We start from the raw sequence: 21361 nt of genomic DNA on the forward strand, positions 1-21361 counted from the left end.
CCCGAGGCTGCTTTCGATATGGATCAGGCGCATGAAGCGCAGCAGAAGGCGGTCCCGGCCACGCAGGCCGCCTATCTGTGGCACTATCCGCCGACCTTCCAGCTTCTCGTCGCGCCCTTGGCCCTGCTGCCTTATGCGCTTTCCTTCTTCGTTTTCACCGCGCTGGGTTTCGGCGCCTATCTCTATGCGTGCCGCCCATTGCTCAACCAGCCGACCCCCTACTGGTTGCTGGCGGCTTTTCCGGCGACGCTGCTCTGCCTTTATCACGGGCAGAACTCGCTCTATTCGGCCGCGCTATTCGCGGGCGCGGCGCTGGCGAGCGAAAGGGGCGCACGTGGCGCGCTCTGGGCGGGGCTCTTTATCGGGCTTCTCGCCTTCAAGCCGCAATTCGGCCTGCTCATTCCGTTCGCTCTCATCGCCGCCGGGCAGTGGCGTATCTTTTTTGCCGCGGCCGTGGCGACGCTCTGCTTTTGCGGGCTGGCCACCGCGGTCTTCGGTTTCGGGCTCTGGCAGGCCTTTTTCGGCAATCTGGAACTGGTAAGGACCATTTTCGAGGACGGGTTGCTGCCCTGGGCGAAGATGCCGAGTGCGTGGGTCTTTTTCCGCTATCTCGGCGTCGGAGCCGATACGGCCTATGCCCTGCAGGCACTGGTGGCGCTGGGCGCTGCGACGGTTGTCGTCATCGTCTGGCGGCGCATCGGTATGACGCGGGCCAGCTGGGCGGTGCTGGTATCGGCGAGCCTGCTCGTGCCGCCCTATCTCTTCGATTACGAGATGGCGCTGCTGGCGGTACCGCTGGCGATTATCGCGAGCGACATGGCGGTCAACGGGTCCGGTCGGGGCGAAAAGCTGTGGCTGCTGGCGCTGGTGCTGATCCCGCCGCTGACCAGCTTTCTTGCCAACGCGACCCATCTGCAGCTTGGATTTCCGTTGCTGCTGGCCGCGCTCTGGCTCGCCGTGCGGCGAAGCCTGCGCGAAACGGCCTGATCCCGGTTTTTGCTTTTTTTCACGCCGGGCCTTATGAGGATGGCCGATCCATCGCACCTACCTGCCGAGGCCACGCCCCGATGATTTCCGATACCGATGCCTGCCCCTGCCGTTCCGGCAAGATTTTCGGCGAATGCTGCGGCCCCTTCCTTTCCGGCGCGGCGCTGCCGCCGACGGCCGAGGCGCTGATGCGCTCGCGCTATACGGCCTTTGCCACGCATAATGCCGATTATCTGGAAGAGACCCTGCTGCCCGGCACGCGGGAGGATTTCGACCGCGAGGCCGCGCTGGAATGGGCGAAGTCCAGCCTCTGGACAGGGCTTGAGGTGCGCTACGCGGAAGCCGGCAGCGAACAGGACGAGGATGGCGTCGTCGAATTCGTAGCGCATTTCCAGGCGGACAATCAGGACCGCGTCCATCACGAGACGGCGACTTTCCGCAAGCAGGACGGGCGCTGGTGGTATGTGGACGGCATCATGGGCGCGCGTCCGCGCAAGGTCGAAAAGATCGGTCGCAACGATCCCTGCTCCTGCGGGTCGGGCAAAAAGTACAAGAAGTGCTGCGGGCAGGCGGCCTAGGCGGGCCCGTCCGACGTTACGGCCGAATAACTTTTCCCTGTCCTCCTTTCATGCTCCAATTACGAAAAAAATGGGCCGCTCCCGGTAAAGGCGAGCGGAACGGGAGGATAATTTGGTCGATTTTGCGAAGGAAGCGGGCCTTGCCGTAGAAGCGGGCGCGCAAGGGGCGGAGTCTTTTTCAGCAGGCGCCGACCATGACGGGCATCCGCTCTCCGCGACGGGCGACAGGGCGGCGGACAAGAAGGGCCAGGTGAGCTGGGCCGTCTTCGAATGGGCCCGCAATCCCTACGTCCTCCTCATCACCATCTACATTTTCTCCCCCTATTTCACCAATGTGGTGGTGGGCGACCCGGTAAAGGGTCAGGCCATATGGGGCAATATCAACTCCATTGCCGGGTTCGTTATCGCCTGCCTGGCACCGGTTCTCGGTGCGATCGCGGATTCGGGCGGACGGCGCAAGCCCTGGCTTGCCGTCTTTGTCGGGATCATGGCCCCGGCCACTTTCGCGCTCTGGTGGGCGATGCCCGGGCCGGAAGGTCTTTCCATCTCGACGATTGCGGCGCTGATCGTGATCGTCTCGGTGGCCTTTGCCTTTTCGGAAGTCTTCCACAATTCCATGCTGCCGTCGGTCGCACCGAACGAGCGGATCGGATTTCTTTCGGGGCTGGGGCTGGCGCTGGGCAATGCGGGCGGGCTGCTCATCCTCTGCTTCATGCTCTACGCCTTCATGCTGCCGGGCCGGGTGAGCTGGGGGTTCATCCCCGACCATGCGTTGTTCGGCATCGATGTCGGTACATTTCAGAACAGCCGTATTGCCGGTCCGATTGCAGGCTTGTGGCTGTTCTTCTTCACGCTGCCGCTGATGTTCTTCACACCCGACAGGCCGCGCGAGGCGCGCCCCGGTCTGGTGGACAGTATCCGGCAGGGCGGCACGCGGGTCATCAAGACGGTGCGTCAGCTCAAGCATTACCGCAATGTGGCGACCTATCTCATCGCCCGGATGTTCTACAATGACGGGCAGACGGCCATTCTCATCTTTGGCGGTGTCTATGCGGCGGGCGTTTTTCACTGGGACGCGCTGACGCTGACGATCTACGGCATCGTGCTGTCGATCTTCGCGGTGGGTGGCGGGTTCTTCGGCGGCTGGCTGGACGACACGTTCGGGTCGAAGGCTGCGATCCTCATTTCCATCGGCGGCACGTCTCTGGGTCTGCTGCTTGCCGTTTCCATTACGCCGACGGAGCTCTTCTTTTTCTTTCCCTGGGACCCCAATGCGCCGAAAGTCTGGGACCTGCCTTTCTTCGCCACCGTTCCCGAACTTCTCTATGTGATGGTGGTCGTTTTGATCGCGATTTTCATTACCGCGGCCTATGCCAATAGCCGGACCATGCTGGCGCGACTTGCCCCCGCAACGAAAATGTCGGAGTTTTTCGGTCTCTATGCGCTATCGGGCACGGCGACGGCTTTTCTCGGGCCGGCGGTTGTGGGGTTCACAACGTCCTTCTTCCAGAGCCAGCGGGTCGGCTTTGCCTCCGTTCTGCTGCTTCTCGGCGTCGGACTGGGGCTCGTTCTTTTCGTGAAGGAAGAACGGGCGGAGGCAGCAGAGTAGTGAGTGAGATCATCGAGGGGGCCGTGCCCCAATGGCAGCCGCCGCATGACACCGGCGGCAAGGAACCGGCCTCCAACTGGGCGCAAGGCGCCTGGGTTCTCTATGAATGGGCGAACCAGACATATTTCTCGCTCATCACGATCTTTCTCTTTCCGCCCTTTTTCACCAATGTGCTTGCAGCCAACCCGGTCGAGGGGCAGGCCTATTGGGGATATGTGCAGGCGATTGCCGGCGTCACCATCGCACTTATGAGCCCGCTTCTTGGCGCGATGGCGGATGCGGCCGGACCGCGCAAACCCTGGATCGTCGCCTCGATGCTGATGTGTGCGGCGGGCTGTTTCGGCCTCTGGTTCGCGATACCGGGCGAGCCGCTTTTCCATGTCATGGTGTCGCTCATCGTCGCGGCGGTGGGGATGGAATTCGCCATCATCTTTGCCAATGCCATGCTGCCCACCATCGCATCCGACCGGCGCATCGGCCTCCTGTCGGGCATCGGCATCGGCATGGGACAGCTTGCGGCGATTTTTGCGCTTATTCTTGTGCTGATCTTTTTTCAGCTTCCCGGCGAGGTGAGCGCATCCTTCATTCCGGCGGAACCGCTTTTCGGGCTTTCCAAGGCCGCGCATGAGACGGACCGCATCGTCGGGCCGATCTCGGGTGCATGGTTCGTCATCTTCATGCTGCCGCTCCTCTTCATGGTGCCCGATCAGGTGACCAGGGGTCTCGGGCGGCGCGAGGCGGCGAAGGCTGGGCTCATACGGCTTTGGGAGACGCTCAAATCGGTACGCCATTTCCGCAATGTCGGCCTTTATCTGCTGGCGCGCATGCTGTTCTACGATGGCATGACGGCGATCTTCGTGTTCGGCGGTATTCTGGCTGCGTCCATTTTCCAATGGGGCGCGATGCAGATGGCGATCTACGGCGTCTGGGTCACGCTCTTCGCGGCGCTGGGCGGATTCGTTGGCGGCTGGGTCGACCTCAAGATCGGGTCGAAGCGGACGCTGGTCTGGGCGATCATCGGCGTGGTGGTGTTCTTCGCCGTCATCCTGTCCTTCGACAGGGACCGGATTTTCTATTTCATCACCGTGCCGGTGCCTGAGGATGCGGCGGCCTTCTCCACATTGCCGCAGCAGCTCTTCCTGGTGATGATCGCGCTCTTCGGGCTGATGGTGGGGCCGGTCATCGCGTCGAGCCGCACCATGATGGCGCGCATCTCGCCCAAGGAGATGATGACGGAGTTTTTCGGTCTCTTCGCGCTATGCGGCAAGGCGACGGCGTGGATCGCCCCGCTCTTCATCGGCATCGTGACGGAGCTGACGCAGAACCAGCGCTTCGGCCTGATGGTCGCGATCCCGCTGATCCTGACCGGCCTCGTGCTGCTGCTCTTCGTGAAGGAAGAACGCGCCAGCGCCGTCGTGCATTGACGTGAGGTTCAACTGCAAAGTCGTCATTCCGGGCTTGACCCGGAATCCATAACCATCTCTCCATGGACCCCGGATCAAGTCCGGGGTGACGGGTTATGAGCGATTTGAGCCTTCAGCCCAGCGTGACGGCGGTGCCCGAGGCGATGCAGATCAGCATAGAGCCGGACTGGCCGACGACCTCATAGTCCAGATCGACGCCGATGATCGCGTCGGCGCCCAGCCGGGCGGCATCTTCCATCATGTCGCGCATGGCTTCGTCGCGGGCCGATTTCAGCACCTTCTCATAGGAGCCCGAGCGGCCGCCGACGAAATCGCGGATGGAGGCAAAGACATCGCGAAATACATTCGCGCCGATCACGGCTTCGCCCGAGACGAGCCCCTTATAGTCGGTGACCTTGCGGCCTTCGACGGTCGGTGTGGTGGTGACGATCATGGAACCCTCCTTCTCTGTGGTTTCTGAAATTCAGAATTGCACTAGGGTAGTATGGATGCAGGGGAGAAATGGAGGGGGGTATGACAAAGGGCGCAGAGACATATGATCAAGCGGAAAAGAACGCTTCCGTTATAGCGCCACGTCCAAAGTACGATCCTATTCAATATGCTTTTGCTGCGGCGATAGGAGTGTTCGTCCCAGGGGTTTTGATACTCAGCGCTTATGGCATCGATCCAAATGAGGATCCATTGCCGCTGCTGGCTATGTCCATTGTAGCTGCGGCGGGAGCGTATGGCATCACATGGAACCAGCAGAGAAAGCACTACAAAGTTGTTTCGGAAGAGTACCGACGACTATCTGAAAAGAAAAAGGCGGGAGGTTAACCTCCCGCCTGGGTCCTTGCTGCATTGGCATATCATGTCAGGAGGTCCGGTATCTCCTTACTTGAAGGTCGTGTCTGTTAATGACGGAAGTGCCGCATGCCGGTGACGACCATCGCGAGGCCTTTTTCGTCAGCCGCGGCGATGACTTCCTCGTCGCGCATGGAACCGCCGGGCTGGATGACCGCCGTGGCGCCGGCCTCGGCCGCCGACAGAAGGCCGTCGGCGAAGGGGAAGAAGGCGTCGGAGGCGACGACCGATCCGATGGTGGCGGGCTTGCTCTCGCCTGCGGCTTGCGCTGCGTCCTCGGCCTTGCGCGCCGCGATGCGGGCTGAGTCCACGCGGCTCATCTGGCCCGCGCCGATGCCGACGGTGGCGCCGTTCTTCACATAGATGATGGCGTTCGACTTCACATGCTTGCAGACCTTGAAGGCGAAGCGCATGTCGGCGAGTTCCTGATCCGACGGCGCGCGCTTGGTCACGACCTTGAGGTCGAGATCGTCGACGCAGCCATTGTCGCGGGACTGGACCAGCATGCCGCCCGATACGGATTTGTAGAAAAGGCCGGGCGAGCGCGGGTCAGGCAGGCCGCCGGTAATCAGTAGGCGGAGGTTTTTCTTCGCCGCGATGATGCGGCGCGCATCCTCGTCCGCGTCCGGCGCAATAATGACTTCGGTGAAGATCTTCGCAATCTCTTCGGCCGTTTCCCCGGTAAGCGGCATGTTGGAGGCGACGATGCCGCCAAATGCGGAAACCGGGTCGCAGGCAAACGCCTTTTTATAGGCCTCGGTGAGCGAGGCCCCCGTTGCGACGCCGCAAGGGTTGGCGTGCTTGATGATGGCGATGGCGGGCGCGACGGCCGGGTCGAACTCGCCGACCAGCTCGAAGGCGGCGTCGGTGTCGTTGATGTTGTTGTAGGACAATTCCTTGCCCTGAAGCTGGGTCGCGGTGGCCACGCCCGGACGCCGGTCGCCCGACACATAGAACGCCGCATGCTGATGCGGGTTTTCGCCATAGCGCAGCGTCTGCTTCAGTTCGCCGCCGAAGGCGCGCCATTCCGGCGCGTCGTTCTCGAGTTCCTTTGCGAACCAGTTGGAAATCGCCGCGTCATAGGCCGCCGTGCGCGCATAGGCCTTGTGGGCAAGGCGCTTGCGGGTGGCGAGCGTGGTGCCGCCTTTTTCCTTCAGCTCGTCGACGATCGCGCCATAGTCCGAGGCCTCCACGATGACGGAGACATAGGCGTGGTTCTTCGCCGCGGCGCGGATCATGGCCGGGCCGCCGATGTCGATGTTCTCCACGCATTCCCCATAGCCCGCACCCTTCGCGACGGTTGCCTCGAAGGGGTAGAGATTGACACAGAGAAGGTCGATGCCGGCAATCCCATGCTTCTCCATGGCCTGCGTATGTTCGGCGTCGTCGCGCACGGCGAGGAGCCCGCCGTGGACCATGGGATGCAGCGTCTTGACCCGGCCATCCATCATTTCCGGAAAGTCCGTGACCTCGGCAACGTCGCGCACCGGCAGCGCCGCATCCTTGATCGCCTTGGCTGTGCCGCCGGTGGAAATAAGTTCCACGCCCGCCTCGTGAAGGGCAGTGGCGAATTCGATGAGCCCCGTCTTGTCGGAAACGGACAGCAGGGCGCGGCGCACGCGCTGGATATCGGCGGCGTCGGGGGCGGGCTTGGTGGAGACCATGGGACATGCCTCGGCAATATGTGACGGGATGCGGGGGCGATAGCACGAAACCCGGGCGGTTCCAAGCTGGGTGGACGGTCAGGTCCCTTCCGGTTCTTCGTCCGGCATGGCGAGTTCAGGCAGTTCCGGCATGGCGGCGGTCTCGTTTTCCTTGCCCGCATTGCGGGTGGAAAGCCGCCGCCAGGCCCAGTTTACCTTGGCCTCGTTCCGGAAGACCTGTCCGGAAACCACGATTTGCTCGGCCCGGCGGGTCGTGTCGCCCGAGCCCAGATAGACGCTTTCCTCGATGTCGATGGCGCAGTCGCCTTGGCCCGACCGGGCGCGGAACTGCCAGCCATCGCCATTGGGCAGCAGCACCAGCACGTTGGAGCGGTCATGGGCGAGCGAAACGCGCGCATCCGGATGGATGTGGAAACGGACCGCATAGGGCGGGTCTTCCGGCGGCTTGCGCCAGAAGCGGGGGCTCCAGGGCCATTTGCGGACGGGACGGCCGAGCGGTTCCAGCAGGTCTTCGCCGCGCAGATCCTCGCCCGAGCCGGAAAGATAGAGGCGGCGGCGATGGATCAGGCCGAAATCGGCGGCATAGCCGTCATGGGCGGCCTCGAGCCAGATGCCGGCCTCGTTTTCATTGCGGCGATTTTCGACACGCGTCGGGCCTTCCATGATGCGCGCGCCCAGGAGGCGGCGCGAAAGGCGGCCCCGCAGCATGCGGGCCGACGAGGTGTCGGCCAGCACCAGCGTGGAATGGGCCGCCGTCGCGCGGCTTGCCGCCTCCCAGTCGGGACCGAGGACACGGGTTGCGCCGCAATTCACGATCATGCGGGCGCGGCCTGCGCTCATTTCGAGCGACAGGCAGCCTGCATGGGCGTCATGGCTGAAGGGGCCTGGCGGCGGGTGGCCCGTATCGACCACGATATTGGCAGGCCCCGCTGCCAGCCGCTGATAGCCGGAATGGGGCGCGAAACCGAAAGGCCGTCCTTTGGCATCGTCACGGTCGAGGGCTGCGTCGATCGCGCCTTCCGGGCCTTCGTTGGAGCCGTTGAAAAGGGCGAGCCTGCCGTCGCCATGCCGGAAGAAGCGCAGCATGGGCGTCATACGGTCAATGGCGTCGCGGATCGGCTTGGGGACATTCATATGCCGTTCGCGCAGGCTGTCGCGCAGCATGAGAAGGTCGAGCAGGATGGAAAGCTGGGCGGAGGGGTTGCGGCTGACATGACCGCCATCCGGCAGGATCTGCCGGTCGAGTTCGCGGCAAAGAAGCCGCAGACCCTTGTCCAGCCGGCGATGGCCTTCCGACAGGCAGAGGCCGGAAAAGGCGAGGCCCATGGCGGCGGTAATGCGGGGTGCTCCCTCCGGGGCGCGATGGGCAGTACGGGCCAGGTGGCGGGCCTGCCGTGCCATGTTGCGCAGCAAGGTCGAGCGATAGACGAGTTCCGAACCGTCTATGATGAGCGGACCGTTGGAGGCGAGCGAGATGAGGCGCCGTCCGATGACATGGGGCCGCCACGCGACCGGGTGCCAGCGGCCTTCGACCTCGATCCATTCCGACATCAGCTTGCGGGCATATTCCCGGGCGGACGACCCGTTGTTCTGCACATTGGCAGCAGAGAAGTGTCTGAGCCATGCAAAGCCGTGAAGCTCTTCCGCCCATGTCAGGCTGGGCGGGTCGGCGGCGAATGGCGAGGAAGCGCCCGGCGCGCGGACTTGTCCGCCGGGCAGAAACCAGCGGCCCTGGAACATGGCGTCGGCGCGCGAGGCGCGACCGGGGCGCAGCTCCCTGGGGTAGTGGAGCATGTGATCGGGCATGGGCCCGCGCAGCGTCTGGCCGTAGATCCATGTGCCGTAGAAGCGATCCATGGCGGCGGTGCGGATACGGCCGGCTGCCGCAAGCGCAAGGTCGATCAGCCGGTTCCCCGAGACCGGGCCGCCGTTTGCCGATGCCTTTTTCGCGCTCTCACCGGCCATCGTCCGTGACCGCCTCCCTGAAATGTCCCGAGTAACGCATCGAACAACGTCCCGAATGACATCCCTGCCAGAGCCCTTTTAAGGGGGCGCTCAACCCTTGCCGCGCAGGGCCGCGATATTGTCCGCATAGGCGGCAGGGCCGCCCTTGAAGGTCGCGGTCCCTGCGACCAGTACATTCGCACCCGCCGCGATTGCGCGGGGGGCCGTCTCGAAATTGATGCCGCCATCGACTTCCAGCTCGATATCGAGGCCCTCGGCATCGATCCGCTTGCGAATGGCTTCGATGCGGGCAAGCTGGCTTTCGATGAACCCCTGTCCGCCGAAGCCCGGATTGACCGACATGACGAGGACGAGGTCGAGATCGCCCAGCAGCGGCCAGAGCCTTTCAAGCGGCGTGCCCGGGTTGAGCGACAGACCCGCCTTGCAGCCCGCAGCCTTGATGGACTGAATGGTGCGATGGGGGTGGAAGCCCGCTTCGGGATGAAAGGTGATGATGTCGGCGCCCGCTTCCGCGAATTCCGCGATATAGGGATCGACCGGCGAGATCATCAGGTGCACGTCGAAAGGCTTCGTCGAATGCGGCTTCAATGCTTTCACGACCGACGGGCCGATGGTGATGTTGGGTACGAAATGACCATCCATCACATCGACATGCACATAGTCGCACCCCGCCTCGCATATGGCGCCTACTTCCTCGCCCAGACGGGCGAAATCGGAGGCGAGGATGGAAGGGGCGATCTTGATGGCGCTCATGTGATTCTCGGTGGCGGAAATACGGGAGACTTGCGGCAAAAAGCCTGATCTCCGTTCAGTAGCACCCGCCTTGAATCGGTGCAAGAAAGCCCGTCAGCTCCGGCACATGCCGGTTTGCGCCAGCGCCGCCTCCATCTCGTGCTCCACCCGATTGAGCGGTATCAGCTTATGGTCGAGACCCCCGAATTCCTGTGCCCAGACGGACCTGAGGCCGGGAACGAGCGGGGCGTATTTTGCAGGAGTGTGGCGGCCATAGAGCAGGACGAGGGGTTTGGCGGAGATGGCCAGCAAATGCCCGAGCCCGGAATCATTTGCGATGGAGCCTGCCATGCGCCGGCCGAGGGCGGCGACCAGAAGCGGGCCGGGCTTTTTGCCCGGGGGCAGGGCTTGTTCGGGAAAAAGAGCATCCGGGAATGCGGTCCTTAGCGGCTCCAGCAGGTCCGCCTCGCCGGGGCCGACCATGAAGACCGGACGGAAGCCGCGTTCCCTGAAATGCCCGGCAAGCGCGATGAACCGCTCCAGCGGCCAGCGCTTGGCCGGATCGCCCGAGCCGGGGGCGATACCGATATAGGGGGAGGCCTCTCCGTTTGTGCCGGAGCCCGGCAGCAGGGTGTCTGCCAGCGCGTCGAGTTCGGCGGGGATTTCGACGGGCGTGTCGTCGCGCCTAAAGTTTTCGCCCGCGGCCAGCTCGGCCAGCCGCAACAGATGTTCGACGAAGTGCCTCGGTTTGGTGCGTGCGTCGTCGGGGGGCTGGACGCTCGAAAGGCGATAGTCCATGGCAGCGGAAATGAAGCATTTCGGCTTGAGGCCACGCCTCACTACCAGCGATCGCCAGAAAAGCGTCTGTGTGTCGATCGCGATGTCATAGGGCGTGCCGGGGATGCGTGGCGGGAAGATGAGCTGCCGCTTATGCTGCGACAGGTCCGTCATGATGTGCACCCGGTCGATGAAAGGTGCGACCAGAGGCGCCAGGACGCCTGCATAGACACTGCGATAGGCGGACACCCAATGGATCTCCGCGTCGGGAAAGCTTGCCCGCAGGCTGCGGACAAAGGGAAGTTTGAAAAGCCCGTCGCCGAGCTGGTCATGCCCGGAAAAAACGGCAATGCGCTTATGCTCTGTGCCGATTGGCAAACCCCCTAGGGCGATACGCGCCATTTGTCTTCCCCCAACTAGTCGCCACTAGATAGCAAAATGCCATGAAGCCTCCAAATGAACAGTGGAGGAGGGGTGCCGCAGGTTGTTCCGGCGGAAGCCCGAAACCGGCTAGTTAGACCGGATCAGCCGGGCTGCATAGAAACCGTCCATGCCGCCCCTGTCGTCCAGATGGCAGGGCAGGCTGCGCATATCGCCTTCCGCTGTGACGAGGGCGCTCAGATCGCCGACTTCCGACGCACGGATGGGCAGGCGTGCAAAGCCGGGCCGCCCGGCCAGAAACGCGTCGATCTGGCGCGGGCCTTCTTCGGCTTCCAGTGAGCAGGTGCAATAGACGAGGATGCCGCCCGGCGCGAGAAGGCCTGACGCATGGGCCAGAATGCGGGCCTGCAAGGCGGCGAGCTTGTCGCGGTCACCCGGTGTTTTGAGGCGCAGCACATCGGGATGGCGGCGCGCGGTGCCGGTTGCCGAACAAGGGGCATCGAGCAGGATGCGGGCCCATTGCCTTTTGGGTTGCCAGAGTGCGGCATCGGCGGTGACCAGTTCGGCTGCAAGATTGACGCGGGTAAGGTTCTCGCTCACGCGTTCCAGACGGGCCCTGGAGCGGTCGAGCGCGGTGACCCGCGCGCCCATGGCGGCAAGTTCCACCGTTTTGCCGCCGGGCGCGGCGCAGAGGTCGAGCACTTCGGCACCTGCGATCTGGCCGAGCAGGCGCGCAGGAATGGCCGCCGCGGCGTCCTGCACCCACCAGGCGCCCTGATCGAAGCCCGGTAGCGTATCCACCCGTGCCGTCTCTCTCAGACGCAAGCTGCCTGTCGGCAGGATCTCCGCACCGAGTTCGTCCGCCCAGTACTGGCGTTCGTGATCGTGCTTTACCGAGAGGTCGAGAGGCGGGTCGGCATAATGCGCTTCGGCGATGGCGCGGGCGGTAATCTCGCCATAGGCACGCGACCAGCTCTCGAAGAGCCAGTCCGGCGTGTCGAGATGCGCCATGTCGAGGCCGGTGAGCAGCGTGTCGCGTTCGCGGTCCGCGCGCCGGAGAATGGCGTTCACCAGCGCCTTGAAATGCTGGGCAACGCGGCTGGCGCTTGCGCTTTCCACGGCCATACCGACGGCGGCATGGGGTGCGACGCCCATGAAGAGAAGTTCGGCAAGTCCGATGCGCAGAATGTTGCGTACGTGGCCGGCGCGCGCGGGCAGGGGCTTTTCAAGGAGGCCGTCCAGCACGTGGTCGATGCTGCCGAGGCGGCGCAGCGTGGTCGCGGCGATGGCGCGGGCAAAGGCACGGTCGCGCGCTTCGCAAGCGGCCAGCCTGCCGCTCGTCGCTTCTTCGGCGAAAGCTTCGTCGAGCGGGCGGCGCTTATGCAGAACGGCGCGCAGCAAGGCGGCGGCTCCGGCGCGGGGCGCGAGGCCCTGCGGCGCTTTCTGTCGGGTCGGTGTGGACATGGCAGGGTTAGATCATAAGGGGAGAGCGAAAGGAAGCATGGAAGCGGCCCTTCCGCCTACGGATGGCCCACGCTGCGTTTTGGCGGCATCGCGGCCCCTTATCCCCAGGGGCGGCCGTTTGCCCGGTTGATGTCCTGAGCCAGTTTCTTGAGCGCGGCAACGCGGTTCGCGGTCGCCGGATGCGTGGAGAAGAGGCTGTCGCGGCCTTCGCCCGAAAGCGGATTGATGATGAACATATGCGCCGTGGCGGGATTGGCTTCCGCGTAGTCGTTTCGTGACCTGTGGGCATAGTTCTCGATCTTCTCCAGCGCCGAGGCGAGCCATATGGGATGGCCGGAAATTTCGGCGCCTGCCTGGTCGGCGGAATACTCGCGGGTGCGGCTGATCGCCATCTGCACCAGCCCGGCGGCCATGGGCGCAAGGATCGCCAGCGCCAGCGAGCCGATGATGCCGCCAGCGTTTCGATTGCCGCCGAAGAAGAGCGCGAAATTGGCGAGCATGGAAACGGCACCCGCTATGGTCGCGGTGATGGTCATGGTCAGCGTGTCGCGATTGCGGATATGCCCGATCTCATGGGCCATGACACCGGCGAGCTCTTCGGGCGTCAGCATTTCGATGAGGCCGCGCGTTGCCGCTACCGCTGCGTGGTCCGGATTGCGGCCCGTGGCGAAGGCGTTGGGCTGGGGCGTGTCGACGATATAGGTGGCGGGCATGGGGATGCCGGCATTCTCGGCCAGGCGGCGAACGAGGCGCACATATTCCGGCGCCGTGCGCTCGTCCACGGGCTGCGCTTTGTACATGCGCAGCACCATCTTGTCGGAGTTCCAATAGGCGAAGAGGTTCATGCCCGCGGCCAGCATGAACGCGAAGGCCATACCGGCACCGCCGCCGATCAGATAGCCGAGGCCCATGAAAAGGGCTGTCATGGCGGCCAGCAGCATGCCGGTTCTGAGCGTATTCATCTGTTCGTCTATGGCTCCGTTGTTTGTCCGACGGGTTCCTGCGGCGCAGGGTGGCGCGCGAGAGAACCACGCTCTATATGTGGACAATCATCATGGGCTTCAAGCAGATCCGGAGCGGATATGAGCGCCGAAACTCCCCGTAACGCCGCCGAAGAGACGGAAAACGAGCCGAAAAAGGAGTTGTCCCCGGCGGCGCAGCGCGCGCTGGCCGAAGCCGATGCGCGCCGGAAGGAGGCCGACCGCCTCGCCGCCGAGAATCCCACGCCGAAAGAGGTCGACGGGCGCGGCGGGAAAGACCCGGCGCGTTATGGCGACTGGGAAGTGAAGGGGATCATTTCCGATTTCTAGATGGCGCAAGGACGGTCATAAGGATGGGTTGAACCGGTGGGCTGTCGCGGCGCGGGTGGCCCTGTTCTCCGGCATGGCTTTTCTGGCGGGCTGGGGCTTGTGGAACCTGCCCGACAGCATCAACCCCTTCTCTCCGCTCGAGATCGCCGACAAGCCAACGCTCGCCACCCCTATCAAGATGCGCATTCTCGAACATCGGCCGGAGGCCTGCGTTGCCACGGTGCGGCGCTCACGGGCCGAGGTGGTGCGCGCGCCGATCGCCTCCGACACGCAAGGCTGCGGCGTGGATGACGGACTGACGCTCGACCGTTCGGATGTGAGCTATGGCGGCGGGGGGCGTCTGTCCTGCATCTCCATGACGGCGCTCCTCATCTGGGAGCGGCATGTGGCCGAACCGGCGGCGGCGGAAATTCTCGGCTCGAAGCTCACCCGCATTGTCCATTACGGCACCTATCAATGCCGCAATATCAACCACGATCCCGACGCACGGCTTTCATACCACGCCACAGGCCGGGCCATCGACATCGCCGCTTTCGTGCTGGCGGATGGACGGAAGATCAGTGTCCTGAAGGATTGGGGCAAGGACACGCCGGAGGGGCAGTTCCTCGCGCGTGTGCATGACGGTGCCTGCGAGGTCTTTCGCGGCGTGCTGGGCCCGGATTACAACAAGCTCCACGCCAATCACTTCCATCTGGAGATGGGGCGGTGGAGCTTCTGCAAGTAGTTATAGAGGCATCTGCTTGATTTTGCCTTTGAAGTTCATGGGTAGTTCATGCAATGAGCCTCCGCCGACGATCCCTGTCAATCTTTCAATGTCTGGCCATCGCCACAACAAATATGACGCTACCTTGTTCATCGGTGTCTTCTGGTAGGCGGGGCTAAGAACGAATCCGATCAATCCGGACTGGCGAAACGCTGTCCGTTCTGGCTTGTTCTTTCTGATGCGTGTATCGCCCGTAATCACAATCCATACGGAGTTGTCATTCGCGAGCATTTCGATCCATTCGATATCGGTCGCACTACGCCCGCATTTAGCATCTTTGATGTGAGTTGCTGAATGACCGAGATGGTCTAGAAAGCCTCCGAGGGTGGAGGCTAGGACCGGTGAAGTGCAATTGTCGAAAAAGACCTTCACGCTGCTTTTTGCGGTTGTACGCGCTGTCGGAATTCAACGGCGTGTTTTATGGAGGAAACCGGAACTTGCCAAACCGTTGCGGCAGCTTCGATAGAACCCTCGGCTTCCACTGCCTGAAACAGCACGTCGGCAGGGACGCCGCTTTGATCATCTATCGGCTGCCCGAAGGACCGCTCGGGATCCACTACGATGTGCTTTCCCTTGCCTATCGGCCACCACCGGGCGGGAACCCCATCTTCGAAATCGATATTTCGCAGACTCGGCTCGATTATCTTCTTGAACGCGAATTGACTTCGGAAAAGGTCGATGAGTTTCGTTTCGCCGTCCTCTGCAAGTACTTCAAGAAAGACGCTTCGCCCGTCCGTTCGGAAACGAGTGGTGGAAAGAGGGCGCTCTTCGCGGATCATTTCGCGGGCGACTTCAATAGCGCGCCGCACTTTGTGAGCGCTCAGGCCTTGTTGGATGAATGCGTCCGCTACACGGACTTCCATCAGATCTCTGAAGCCAAGATAGGTGTGACCATCTTCAAGATTCACTTGGGAGTGCCACAATGGTTCATAGGTCTTGTCGCCTATCGAGTGACCGCGAAGCCAACGCGTGATTTTGGGTGCGGAAACTCCAATGAGTTGGGCCGCTTCACTGGGCGTGTAAAGACCAATGCCTACTAGGCTGGCTTTATTTTCGACAAAGTTCACTGTGAAATCCGCTGTCCGAGCTTGCGGTATTGTGAAGATTCTACACCAGATCAGTATCTTGGCTAGGTGATACTAATTCTTTCGTGTTTTCAGGGGATTAATGGTCACTGCGCTCTCACATAGATCGAGATATTGGTCGGCTTGGTGCCGTCGGGGAGCCGCACGGCCTGTATGAGGCGCATGGCGCCGCCCGTGTCGTCGAGCTGGCGCGAGGCGATCATCCGTTCCTGCCCCTTGTAGAAGGCGGCAGAGTTGAGTTCTCGCGCGGAGACCGGCGTGACCGACAGGGAATCGGCCAGGTCGCCGCCCGCGAAAGGCTCGGGCTCGCCGTTTGGTGTGCCGGTGAAGCTCGCTTTATGTTCTTCACCTGATGCATCCACCCACTCCATGTGAAAGGCGAGGCGACCGTCCGGCGTTTCCTCGATGCGATAGCTGCCCGCGCGGGGCGGGTCGCCCTGTTCGTACTGGCAGCTCTCGGGGTCGAGAACCCAGAGGCCGAGAAAGCCTTGCCAGAGCAAGTCGGGTTTGTTGGCGTTCTTGTCGGACATGGGCACCTGTTCTCTTTGAACTTTCTTTATGCGTACAATGTGTCGAGAACGAAAGCGGGGGGAAACAATGTCGCTTTCCAGATCGCAGATTATCGAAAAGCGCAGGGCTCTCAGCATTGAGCCTTTCCGTACACTTGCCGATGTGGGCTTCGATGGAGATTGGGTTAGTCCCTATCAGATTTCGTCTTGCTCGCCCACCGGACCAGTGCTTGTCGCTCTCCATTGGCTCGACGAGCCCTCAATAAATGAGTACAGGCAGATACTGAGCGAATTGGGGTATCTGCCGGGCATCCGGTTCAACAATGTGCTCGACCTCGCGCTGGGCGAGCGCGGTTTGTTGCGTGAAGATATTTATGTGACGCAAGCATTCCACCTTGTGCCTGCTGAAAGATCACAAGCTATCGCAAAATCAGCGTTGGTTAGGTCATTTGAGGCGGTGACCATTCATGAGTTAGTCGGACGCAAGGTCATCGGCTTGGGCGCCGAAGCGGGAAGGCTATGCGAGGCATTTGGCGTAGAGCATGTTTCGGTTTGCCATCCAAGCCGCCGTGGTTTCTCCAACGAACAAAACGCCGCAGAAATTTCCGCAGCGTTTAGCCGGCTCGGATTTTAGGTTGGTGTTTCTGCTCTGTTACTCGCGGAACGAGGCCGGCGCGGGCAAGGATATAGCCGCCGCCATACGGTTTCACACGGCCTGCTACCGGCGTGGATTTTTTATTGAAGGTCTCCAAGGTCGATGTTCAGAGGCTCCGGCGGTGTGTAGGGCCCCAGTGGATTGTCTTCGGATCGCAGAAGGGAGTGCAAGGCGGGATGAACAAAGAGTTTTTCTCTGCCCATCTTCATTTCTAAGAGCACGCCAATCTCCGCGAGCTTGTGGAGATAGGTTGAGGCTGTCTGACGTTGGGCAAGTCCGGCGTCTACCAGATCGGAAATACGACAGTAGGGCTGTTCGAAAATCAGTTCTACAAGCTCGTGAGAATAGATCTGCGGTTCGGCCTGCTTCACGTAGTCGGCAGCCATTTGCTTCAAATCGCGTATGGCTCGGATCTTCCCGGTGGTCCATTTACTCGTTTCGGCAATGCCTTCCAAAATGTATACGAGCCAGTTTTCCCACGCGCCGTTTGTCGTGACGTCTTGCAGCAGCCGATAGTATTCGGCTTTGCTCCGAATGATGTAACGACTGAGATAGAATATTGGGAGATCGAGAAGATTTTTCTCGATCAGATAAAGAACATTGAGTATGCGCCCCGTTCTTCCATTTCCATCTGTAAACGGATGAACTGCTTCGAACTGATAGTGCATGACGCCCATGCGGACCAGAGGGTCCAGATCATTTTCATCGCTATGGATGAAGCGTTCCCAGTTTGCCAAGAGGTCGCGTAATGTTCCCTCGCCGACGGGCGGCGTGTAAATGATCTCGCCCGTCGCGTCCTTCTGTAGCGCGGTGCCGGGGACATTGCGAATGCCCATTTGCACGTTCTTGATGATGCTGCAGATTTCTATTGCAGTGTTTGTAGACAGGGGCTTATGCCCGAGGTCCCCAAATCCTTTGCGTAAGGCGTGGCGATAGCGAAGCGCTTCTCTCGTTGCCGGGTCGGCTTGGCTTTCATGCCTCGCTCCGGAAAAGCGGAACAAGCGGTCGGTAGTGGTGACGATATTCTCGATTTCCGAGCTGGCCTGCGCTTCGAGCATCGGAATGGTGTTGATCAGGATCGCCTGATTGGGGATGAGTTCGGCAGCCTGCTTCAATTCGGCGAGGGCGACGCGCGCATTTATGCAGGTCTTCAATATGCGTTGCGTCTCCAGCTCCATTTCCGGCGGAAGGAGGGGCAAGTCATTATAGGGTCTGTCTGGGCGCCACATCTATTATATGTCGAAAAAATTTAGTCTCTTCGACATATTGGGTGGATATGTTCGAGCCGTCAACACATCTGTTGAATCTGTCGATTTTCTCCAGGCTTACCGACAAATTCAGCAGATATACGTATCAGCAGCCCTATATCCCCAATATTTAGACGGCTTTAGCCCGCCTTGTTCTGGCGATTGTCGATGAGGTCTTCCACCACGCCGGGATCGGCCAGCGTGGAGGTGTCGCCGAGATTGGAGAAATCGTCTTCGGCAATCTTGCGCAGGATGCGGCGCATGATCTTGCCGGAGCGCGTTTTGGGCAGGCCCGGCGCCCACTGGATGAGGTCGGGCGAGGCGATGGGGCCGATTTCCTTGCGGACCCACTGCACCAGTTCCTTGCGCAGCTCCTCGGTCGGCTCATCGCCGGCGTTGAGCGTCACATAGGCGTAGATGCCCTGACCCTTGAGGTCGTGCGGATAGCCGACGACCGCGGCCTCGGCGACTTTCGGATGCGCGACCAGCGCGCTTTCCACTTCCGCCGTGCCCATGCGGTGGCCGGAGACGTTCAGCACGTCGTCCACGCGACCCGTGATCCAGTAATAGCCGTCTTCGTCGCGGCGGCAGCCGTCGCCGGTGAAGTAGCGGCCCGGATACTGGATGAAGTAGGTGTTCACGAAACGCTCGTGATCGCCATAGACGGTGCGCATCTGGCCGGGCCAGCTGTCGTCGATGCAGAGATTGCCCTCCGTCGCACCTTCCAGCACATTGCCTTCGTGATCGACGATGACGGGCTTCACGCCGAAGAAGGGGCGCGTCGCCGAACCGGGCTTGAGGTCGGTCGCGCCGGGCAGTGGCGTGATGAGGATGCCGCCCGTTTCCGTCTGCCACCATGTGTCGACGATGGGGCAGCGCTCGTCGCCGACCACCTTGTGGTACCAGAGCCAGGCTTCCGGGTTGATCGGCTCGCCGACCGAACCCAGCAGGCGCAGCGATTTGCGGCTTGTCTTTTTCACCGGGCCTTCGCCTTCGCGCATCAGCGCGCGGATGGCGGTGGGAGCGGTGTAGAAGATGTTGACGTTGTGCTTGTCGCAAACATCCCAGAAGCGCGAGCTGTCCGGATAGTTCGGCACGCCCTCGAACATCAGCGTCGTCGCGCCATTGGCGAGCGGTCCATAAACGATGTAGCTGTGGCCTGTGACCCAGCCGACATCCGCCGTGCACCAGTAAATGTCGCCGTCGTGATAGTCGAAGACATATTGATGCGTCATGGACGCATAGACCATGTAGCCGCCGGTCGTGTGCATCACGCCCTTGGGCTTGCCGGTCGAGCCGGAGGTGTAGAGAATGAAGAGCGGGTCTTCCGCGTTCATTTCTTCCGGCGAGCAATCGGGCGAGACCTTCGCCGCTTCTTCCTCGTACCAGATGTCGCGGCCGGACTGCATGTTCACATTGCCGCCGGTGCGCTTCACCACGACGACCGTATCCACGTCCGGGCATTGTTTCAGCGCTTCGTCGGTGTTGGCTTTCAGCGGGATCTTGCGGCCGCCGCGCACGCCTTCATCCGCCGTGACGATACAGCGCGAGTCGCAATCGACCACGCGGTTCGCCAGGCTGTCGGGCGAGAAGCCGCCGAACACCACGGAGTGCACCGCGCCGATGCGCGCGCAGGCGAGCATGGCATAGGCCGCTTCCGGGATCATCGGCATGTAGATGGTGACGCGGTCGCCTTTCTTCACGTTGCGCGCCTTCAGCACATTGGCGAAGCGGCAGACATGTTCGTGAAGCTCGCGATAGGTGATCTTCTTGTCCTGGTCGGGCTCGTCGCCTTCCCAGATGATGGCGACCCGGTCGCCATTTTTTTCAAGGTGACGGTCGATGCAGTTGGCGGCGGCGTTGAGCGAGCCGTCCTCGAACCATTTGATCGACACGTTGTGCGGATCGTAGCTGGTGTCCTTCACCCTGGTATAGGGCTTGATCCAGTCGATGCGCTGGCCGTGTTCGCGCCAGAAGCCTTCCGGGTCGTTGACGCTGGCGTCGTACATTTCCCGGTACTTCTTCTCATCCACCAGCGCGCGCGTTTTCCACTCGTCGGGGACGGGGATTACGGTTGCCGGTTGCGTGTCGGCTTCTGCCTTGGACATGGGGACGCCTCCTTCCCGAAAATTGAGGGCTTTTCTTCTTTGGCGGCATTATGCGCAGCGGGACAGTGAGCAGCAAGGTGGTTGCCGATTTCGGTTCGCCACCGTATCTCGTCATCCATTTCCAGCAGTGGTAGCGTTTTTCGCCACAAATCGATAATAGGGTTTCATGGGCTCTTCACTTGACAATAAATGTTTCATCCTCGGCGTGGGCGCACAGAAAGCGGGCACAAGTTGGCTGCATGATTATCTGGAGCGCCGCCCGGAGGTGTTTATGCCTTCGCCATGGAAAGAATTGCATTATTTCGATGCCAGATATTGCCCCGATCTCTGCTCGCATTTCGACGATGTTTATCGCGACTTGGCGGCAGCCCGGCTAAGGGTATTGTCCCCGCCATGGTCGCAGAAAGTGCGCGGGCGAAAGCAAGCTGCATGGCGCGTCCGCATGATCTCAGAGCCGGAAGCCTATCGCGCCTATTTCGAGCGTTATGTACCCAAGCGTTGCCGGTTGTTCGGTGAAATCACGCCGTCTTATTCGCTTCTCCCCGTGGCCGGCTTTGAGGATGTGGCTCGCCGGTTCAACGAAGTGAAAGTGATTTTCCTGATGCGCGACCCGGTAGAGCGCGTCTACTCGCAGCTTCGTATGCACAAGCGCAACGGTACTGCGCATAGCGACGGGGAAGCGGCGTTCCTCAAGGCGCTGGAAGATCCGGTCTATCTGGAGCGCGGCTACTACCACAAGACACTGACACGGCTTTATTCAGTCTTCTCCCGCGATCGCGTGTTCACCGGGTTTTACGAGAACCTCTTCAGCGATGCCGAGGTGGCAAGGCTGTGCGATTTTCTTGGTATCCCTTTCCAGCCGGGTGCGTATGGCAAGATGATCAATGCGGCGCCGGAGCGAACTGCACTCGCGCCGCATCTTGTGGCCGAAGCCCGAGCTCGGTTTGCCGAAGCCTACGACTTCTGTTTCACCGAGTTCGGGGAGCGTGTTCCTGAAAGCTGGCGCCGAGACTAGGATTCTGGTTTCAGCTTTCCAATCTCGTCCTCGCTGAAACCCGCCTCGCGCAGCACCTCTTCGGTGTCCGCGCCGAGGCGCGGCGGGTGACGGCGAATGGTGGAGGGCGTTTGGGAAAAACGGACCGGCGGGCGCAGCGCGAAATAACCGCCTGCGTCGGGATGTTCGTAGCGCGCGAAGAAATCCACCGCCTTCAGATGCGGATCGTCCTGCAGATCGCCCAGCCGGTTCGCCTTCACGGCGGG

General features: G+C 61.6%; 22 protein-coding genes. 9 read left to right on the forward strand and 13 right to left on the reverse strand.

What is annotated here, in order from left to right; genetic code table 11:
* The 4 genes from CMI59_RS05300 to CMI59_RS05315 all read left to right on the forward strand — a co-directional run.
* The coding region (locus CMI59_RS05300; protein ID WP_293325700.1) for a glycosyltransferase family 87 protein at positions 1 to 987 on the forward strand (987 nt) is incomplete at its 5' end.
* An 80-nt stretch (positions 988 to 1067) separates the two neighbouring features.
* Positions 1068 to 1565: a YchJ family protein gene (locus tag CMI59_RS05305; protein ID WP_293325702.1), complete on the forward strand. Its 498-nt coding sequence runs from the start codon at positions 1068 to 1070 to the stop codon at positions 1563 to 1565.
* 112 nt (positions 1566 to 1677) lie between these two features.
* Positions 1678 to 3174, forward strand: coding sequence for an MFS transporter (locus CMI59_RS05310; protein ID WP_293325705.1), 1497 nt, complete (start codon positions 1678 to 1680; stop codon positions 3172 to 3174).
* Positions 3174 to 4598, forward strand: a complete 1425-nt coding sequence (locus CMI59_RS05315; RefSeq protein WP_293325707.1) for an MFS transporter — start codon at positions 3174 to 3176, stop codon at positions 4596 to 4598. Before CMI59_RS05310 ends, CMI59_RS05315 begins: the two co-directional genes overlap by 1 nt.
* Before the next feature lie 112 nt (positions 4599 to 4710).
* Here CMI59_RS05315 and CMI59_RS05320 read toward each other — a convergent pair whose 3' ends face one another.
* Positions 4711 to 5031 carry a heavy metal-binding domain-containing protein gene (locus CMI59_RS05320; RefSeq protein ID WP_293325710.1) on the reverse strand — a complete coding sequence of 107 codons (321 nt, stop codon included), beginning with the start codon at positions 5029 to 5031 and terminating at the stop codon, positions 4711 to 4713.
* An 80-nt stretch (positions 5032 to 5111) separates the two neighbouring features.
* Between CMI59_RS05320 and CMI59_RS05325 the strand changes: the two genes are divergently transcribed.
* Entirely contained in the window at positions 5112 to 5414 is a 303-nt protein-coding gene (locus tag CMI59_RS05325; RefSeq protein ID WP_293325712.1) for a hypothetical protein, read from the forward strand.
* A 77-nt stretch (positions 5415 to 5491) separates the two neighbouring features.
* Here the strand turns inward: CMI59_RS05325 and purH are convergent, their stop codons facing one another.
* The 6 genes from purH to htpX form a co-directional block, all read right to left on the reverse strand.
* On the reverse strand, positions 5492 to 7105 hold the full coding sequence (purH, locus tag CMI59_RS05330) for a bifunctional phosphoribosylaminoimidazolecarboxamide formyltransferase/IMP cyclohydrolase (RefSeq protein ID WP_293325714.1): 1614 nt from the start codon (positions 7103 to 7105) through the stop codon (positions 5492 to 5494).
* 78 nt (positions 7106 to 7183) lie between these two features.
* Positions 7184 to 9070 (reverse strand): heparinase II/III family protein, encoded by a 1887-nt coding sequence (locus CMI59_RS05335; RefSeq protein WP_293325717.1) that lies wholly within the window; start codon positions 9068 to 9070, stop codon positions 7184 to 7186.
* Between the two features lie 90 nt (positions 9071 to 9160).
* A complete protein-coding gene (gene rpe / locus CMI59_RS05340; RefSeq protein ID WP_293325720.1) occupies positions 9161 to 9823 on the reverse strand; it encodes a ribulose-phosphate 3-epimerase in 663 nt (220 codons plus the stop codon).
* Positions 9824 to 9916: 93 nt separating this feature from the next.
* On the reverse strand, positions 9917 to 10981 hold the full coding sequence (locus CMI59_RS05345) for a glycosyltransferase family 9 protein (protein ID WP_293325722.1): 1065 nt from the start codon (positions 10979 to 10981) through the stop codon (positions 9917 to 9919).
* 108 nt (positions 10982 to 11089) lie between these two features.
* The gene (locus tag CMI59_RS05350; protein WP_293325725.1) at positions 11090 to 12424 is read right to left on the reverse strand and encodes a transcription antitermination factor NusB; all 1335 of its coding nucleotides are present in this window, start codon (positions 12422 to 12424) and stop codon (positions 11090 to 11092) included.
* Between the two features lie 98 nt (positions 12425 to 12522).
* Positions 12523 to 13386 carry a zinc metalloprotease HtpX gene (htpX, locus tag CMI59_RS05355; protein ID WP_293325727.1) on the reverse strand — a complete coding sequence of 288 codons (864 nt, stop codon included), beginning with the start codon at positions 13384 to 13386 and terminating at the stop codon, positions 12523 to 12525.
* A gap of 120 nt (positions 13387 to 13506) precedes the next feature.
* Between htpX and CMI59_RS05360 the strand changes: the two genes are divergently transcribed.
* Both CMI59_RS05360 and CMI59_RS05365 read left to right on the forward strand, forming a co-directional pair.
* A complete protein-coding gene (locus CMI59_RS05360; protein ID WP_293325730.1) occupies positions 13507 to 13734 on the forward strand; it encodes a DUF1674 domain-containing protein in 228 nt (75 codons plus the stop codon).
* Between the two features lie 28 nt (positions 13735 to 13762).
* Positions 13763 to 14458, forward strand: a complete 696-nt coding sequence (locus tag CMI59_RS05365) for an extensin family protein (RefSeq protein WP_293325732.1) — start codon at positions 13763 to 13765, stop codon at positions 14456 to 14458.
* Here the strand turns inward: CMI59_RS05365 and CMI59_RS05370 are convergent, their stop codons facing one another.
* The 3 genes from CMI59_RS05370 to CMI59_RS05380 all read right to left on the reverse strand — a co-directional run bounded on the left by CMI59_RS05370 (position 14459) and on the right by CMI59_RS05380 (position 16112).
* Positions 14459 to 14869, reverse strand: a complete 411-nt coding sequence (locus tag CMI59_RS05370; RefSeq protein WP_167095790.1) for a hypothetical protein — start codon at positions 14867 to 14869, stop codon at positions 14459 to 14461.
* Positions 14866 to 15564 (reverse strand): hypothetical protein, encoded by a 699-nt coding sequence (locus CMI59_RS05375; protein WP_167095789.1) that lies wholly within the window; start codon positions 15562 to 15564, stop codon positions 14866 to 14868. The genes CMI59_RS05370 and CMI59_RS05375 overlap by 4 nt, the downstream gene beginning before the upstream one ends.
* 104 nt (positions 15565 to 15668) lie before the next feature.
* Entirely contained in the window at positions 15669 to 16112 is a 444-nt protein-coding gene (locus CMI59_RS05380; RefSeq protein WP_293325737.1) for a hypothetical protein, read from the reverse strand.
* Between the two features lie 67 nt (positions 16113 to 16179).
* Here CMI59_RS05380 and CMI59_RS05385 point away from each other — a divergent pair, with 67 nt between their 5' ends.
* The gene (locus tag CMI59_RS05385) at positions 16180 to 16725 is read left to right on the forward strand and encodes a hypothetical protein (RefSeq protein ID WP_293325739.1); all 546 of its coding nucleotides are present in this window, start codon (positions 16180 to 16182) and stop codon (positions 16723 to 16725) included.
* Between the two features lie 101 nt (positions 16726 to 16826).
* On the opposite strand, the gene fic is transcribed toward CMI59_RS05385, so the two are convergent.
* Entirely contained in the window at positions 16827 to 17975 is a 1149-nt protein-coding gene (gene fic / locus CMI59_RS05390; RefSeq protein WP_363102383.1) for a protein adenylyltransferase Fic, read from the reverse strand.
* 158 nt (positions 17976 to 18133) lie between these two features.
* Positions 18134 to 20101: an acetate--CoA ligase gene (gene acs / locus CMI59_RS05395; RefSeq protein ID WP_293325744.1), complete on the reverse strand. Its 1968-nt coding sequence runs from the start codon at positions 20099 to 20101 to the stop codon at positions 18134 to 18136.
* A gap of 166 nt (positions 20102 to 20267) precedes the next feature.
* On the opposite strand from acs, the gene CMI59_RS05400 reads away from it, so the two are divergent.
* Positions 20268 to 21116 (forward strand): sulfotransferase, encoded by an 849-nt coding sequence (locus CMI59_RS05400; protein ID WP_293325746.1) that lies wholly within the window; start codon positions 20268 to 20270, stop codon positions 21114 to 21116.
* Here the strand turns inward: CMI59_RS05400 and CMI59_RS05405 are convergent.
* On the reverse strand, positions 21113 to 21361 hold a 249-nt coding region (locus CMI59_RS05405; RefSeq protein WP_293325748.1), incomplete at its 5' end, for a CoA transferase. The two genes, CMI59_RS05400 and CMI59_RS05405, sit on opposite strands and share 4 nt — an antisense overlap.

The organism is Parvibaculum sp., assembly GCF_002684405.1.
GTDB lineage: Bacteria > Pseudomonadota > Alphaproteobacteria > Parvibaculales > Parvibaculaceae > Parvibaculum.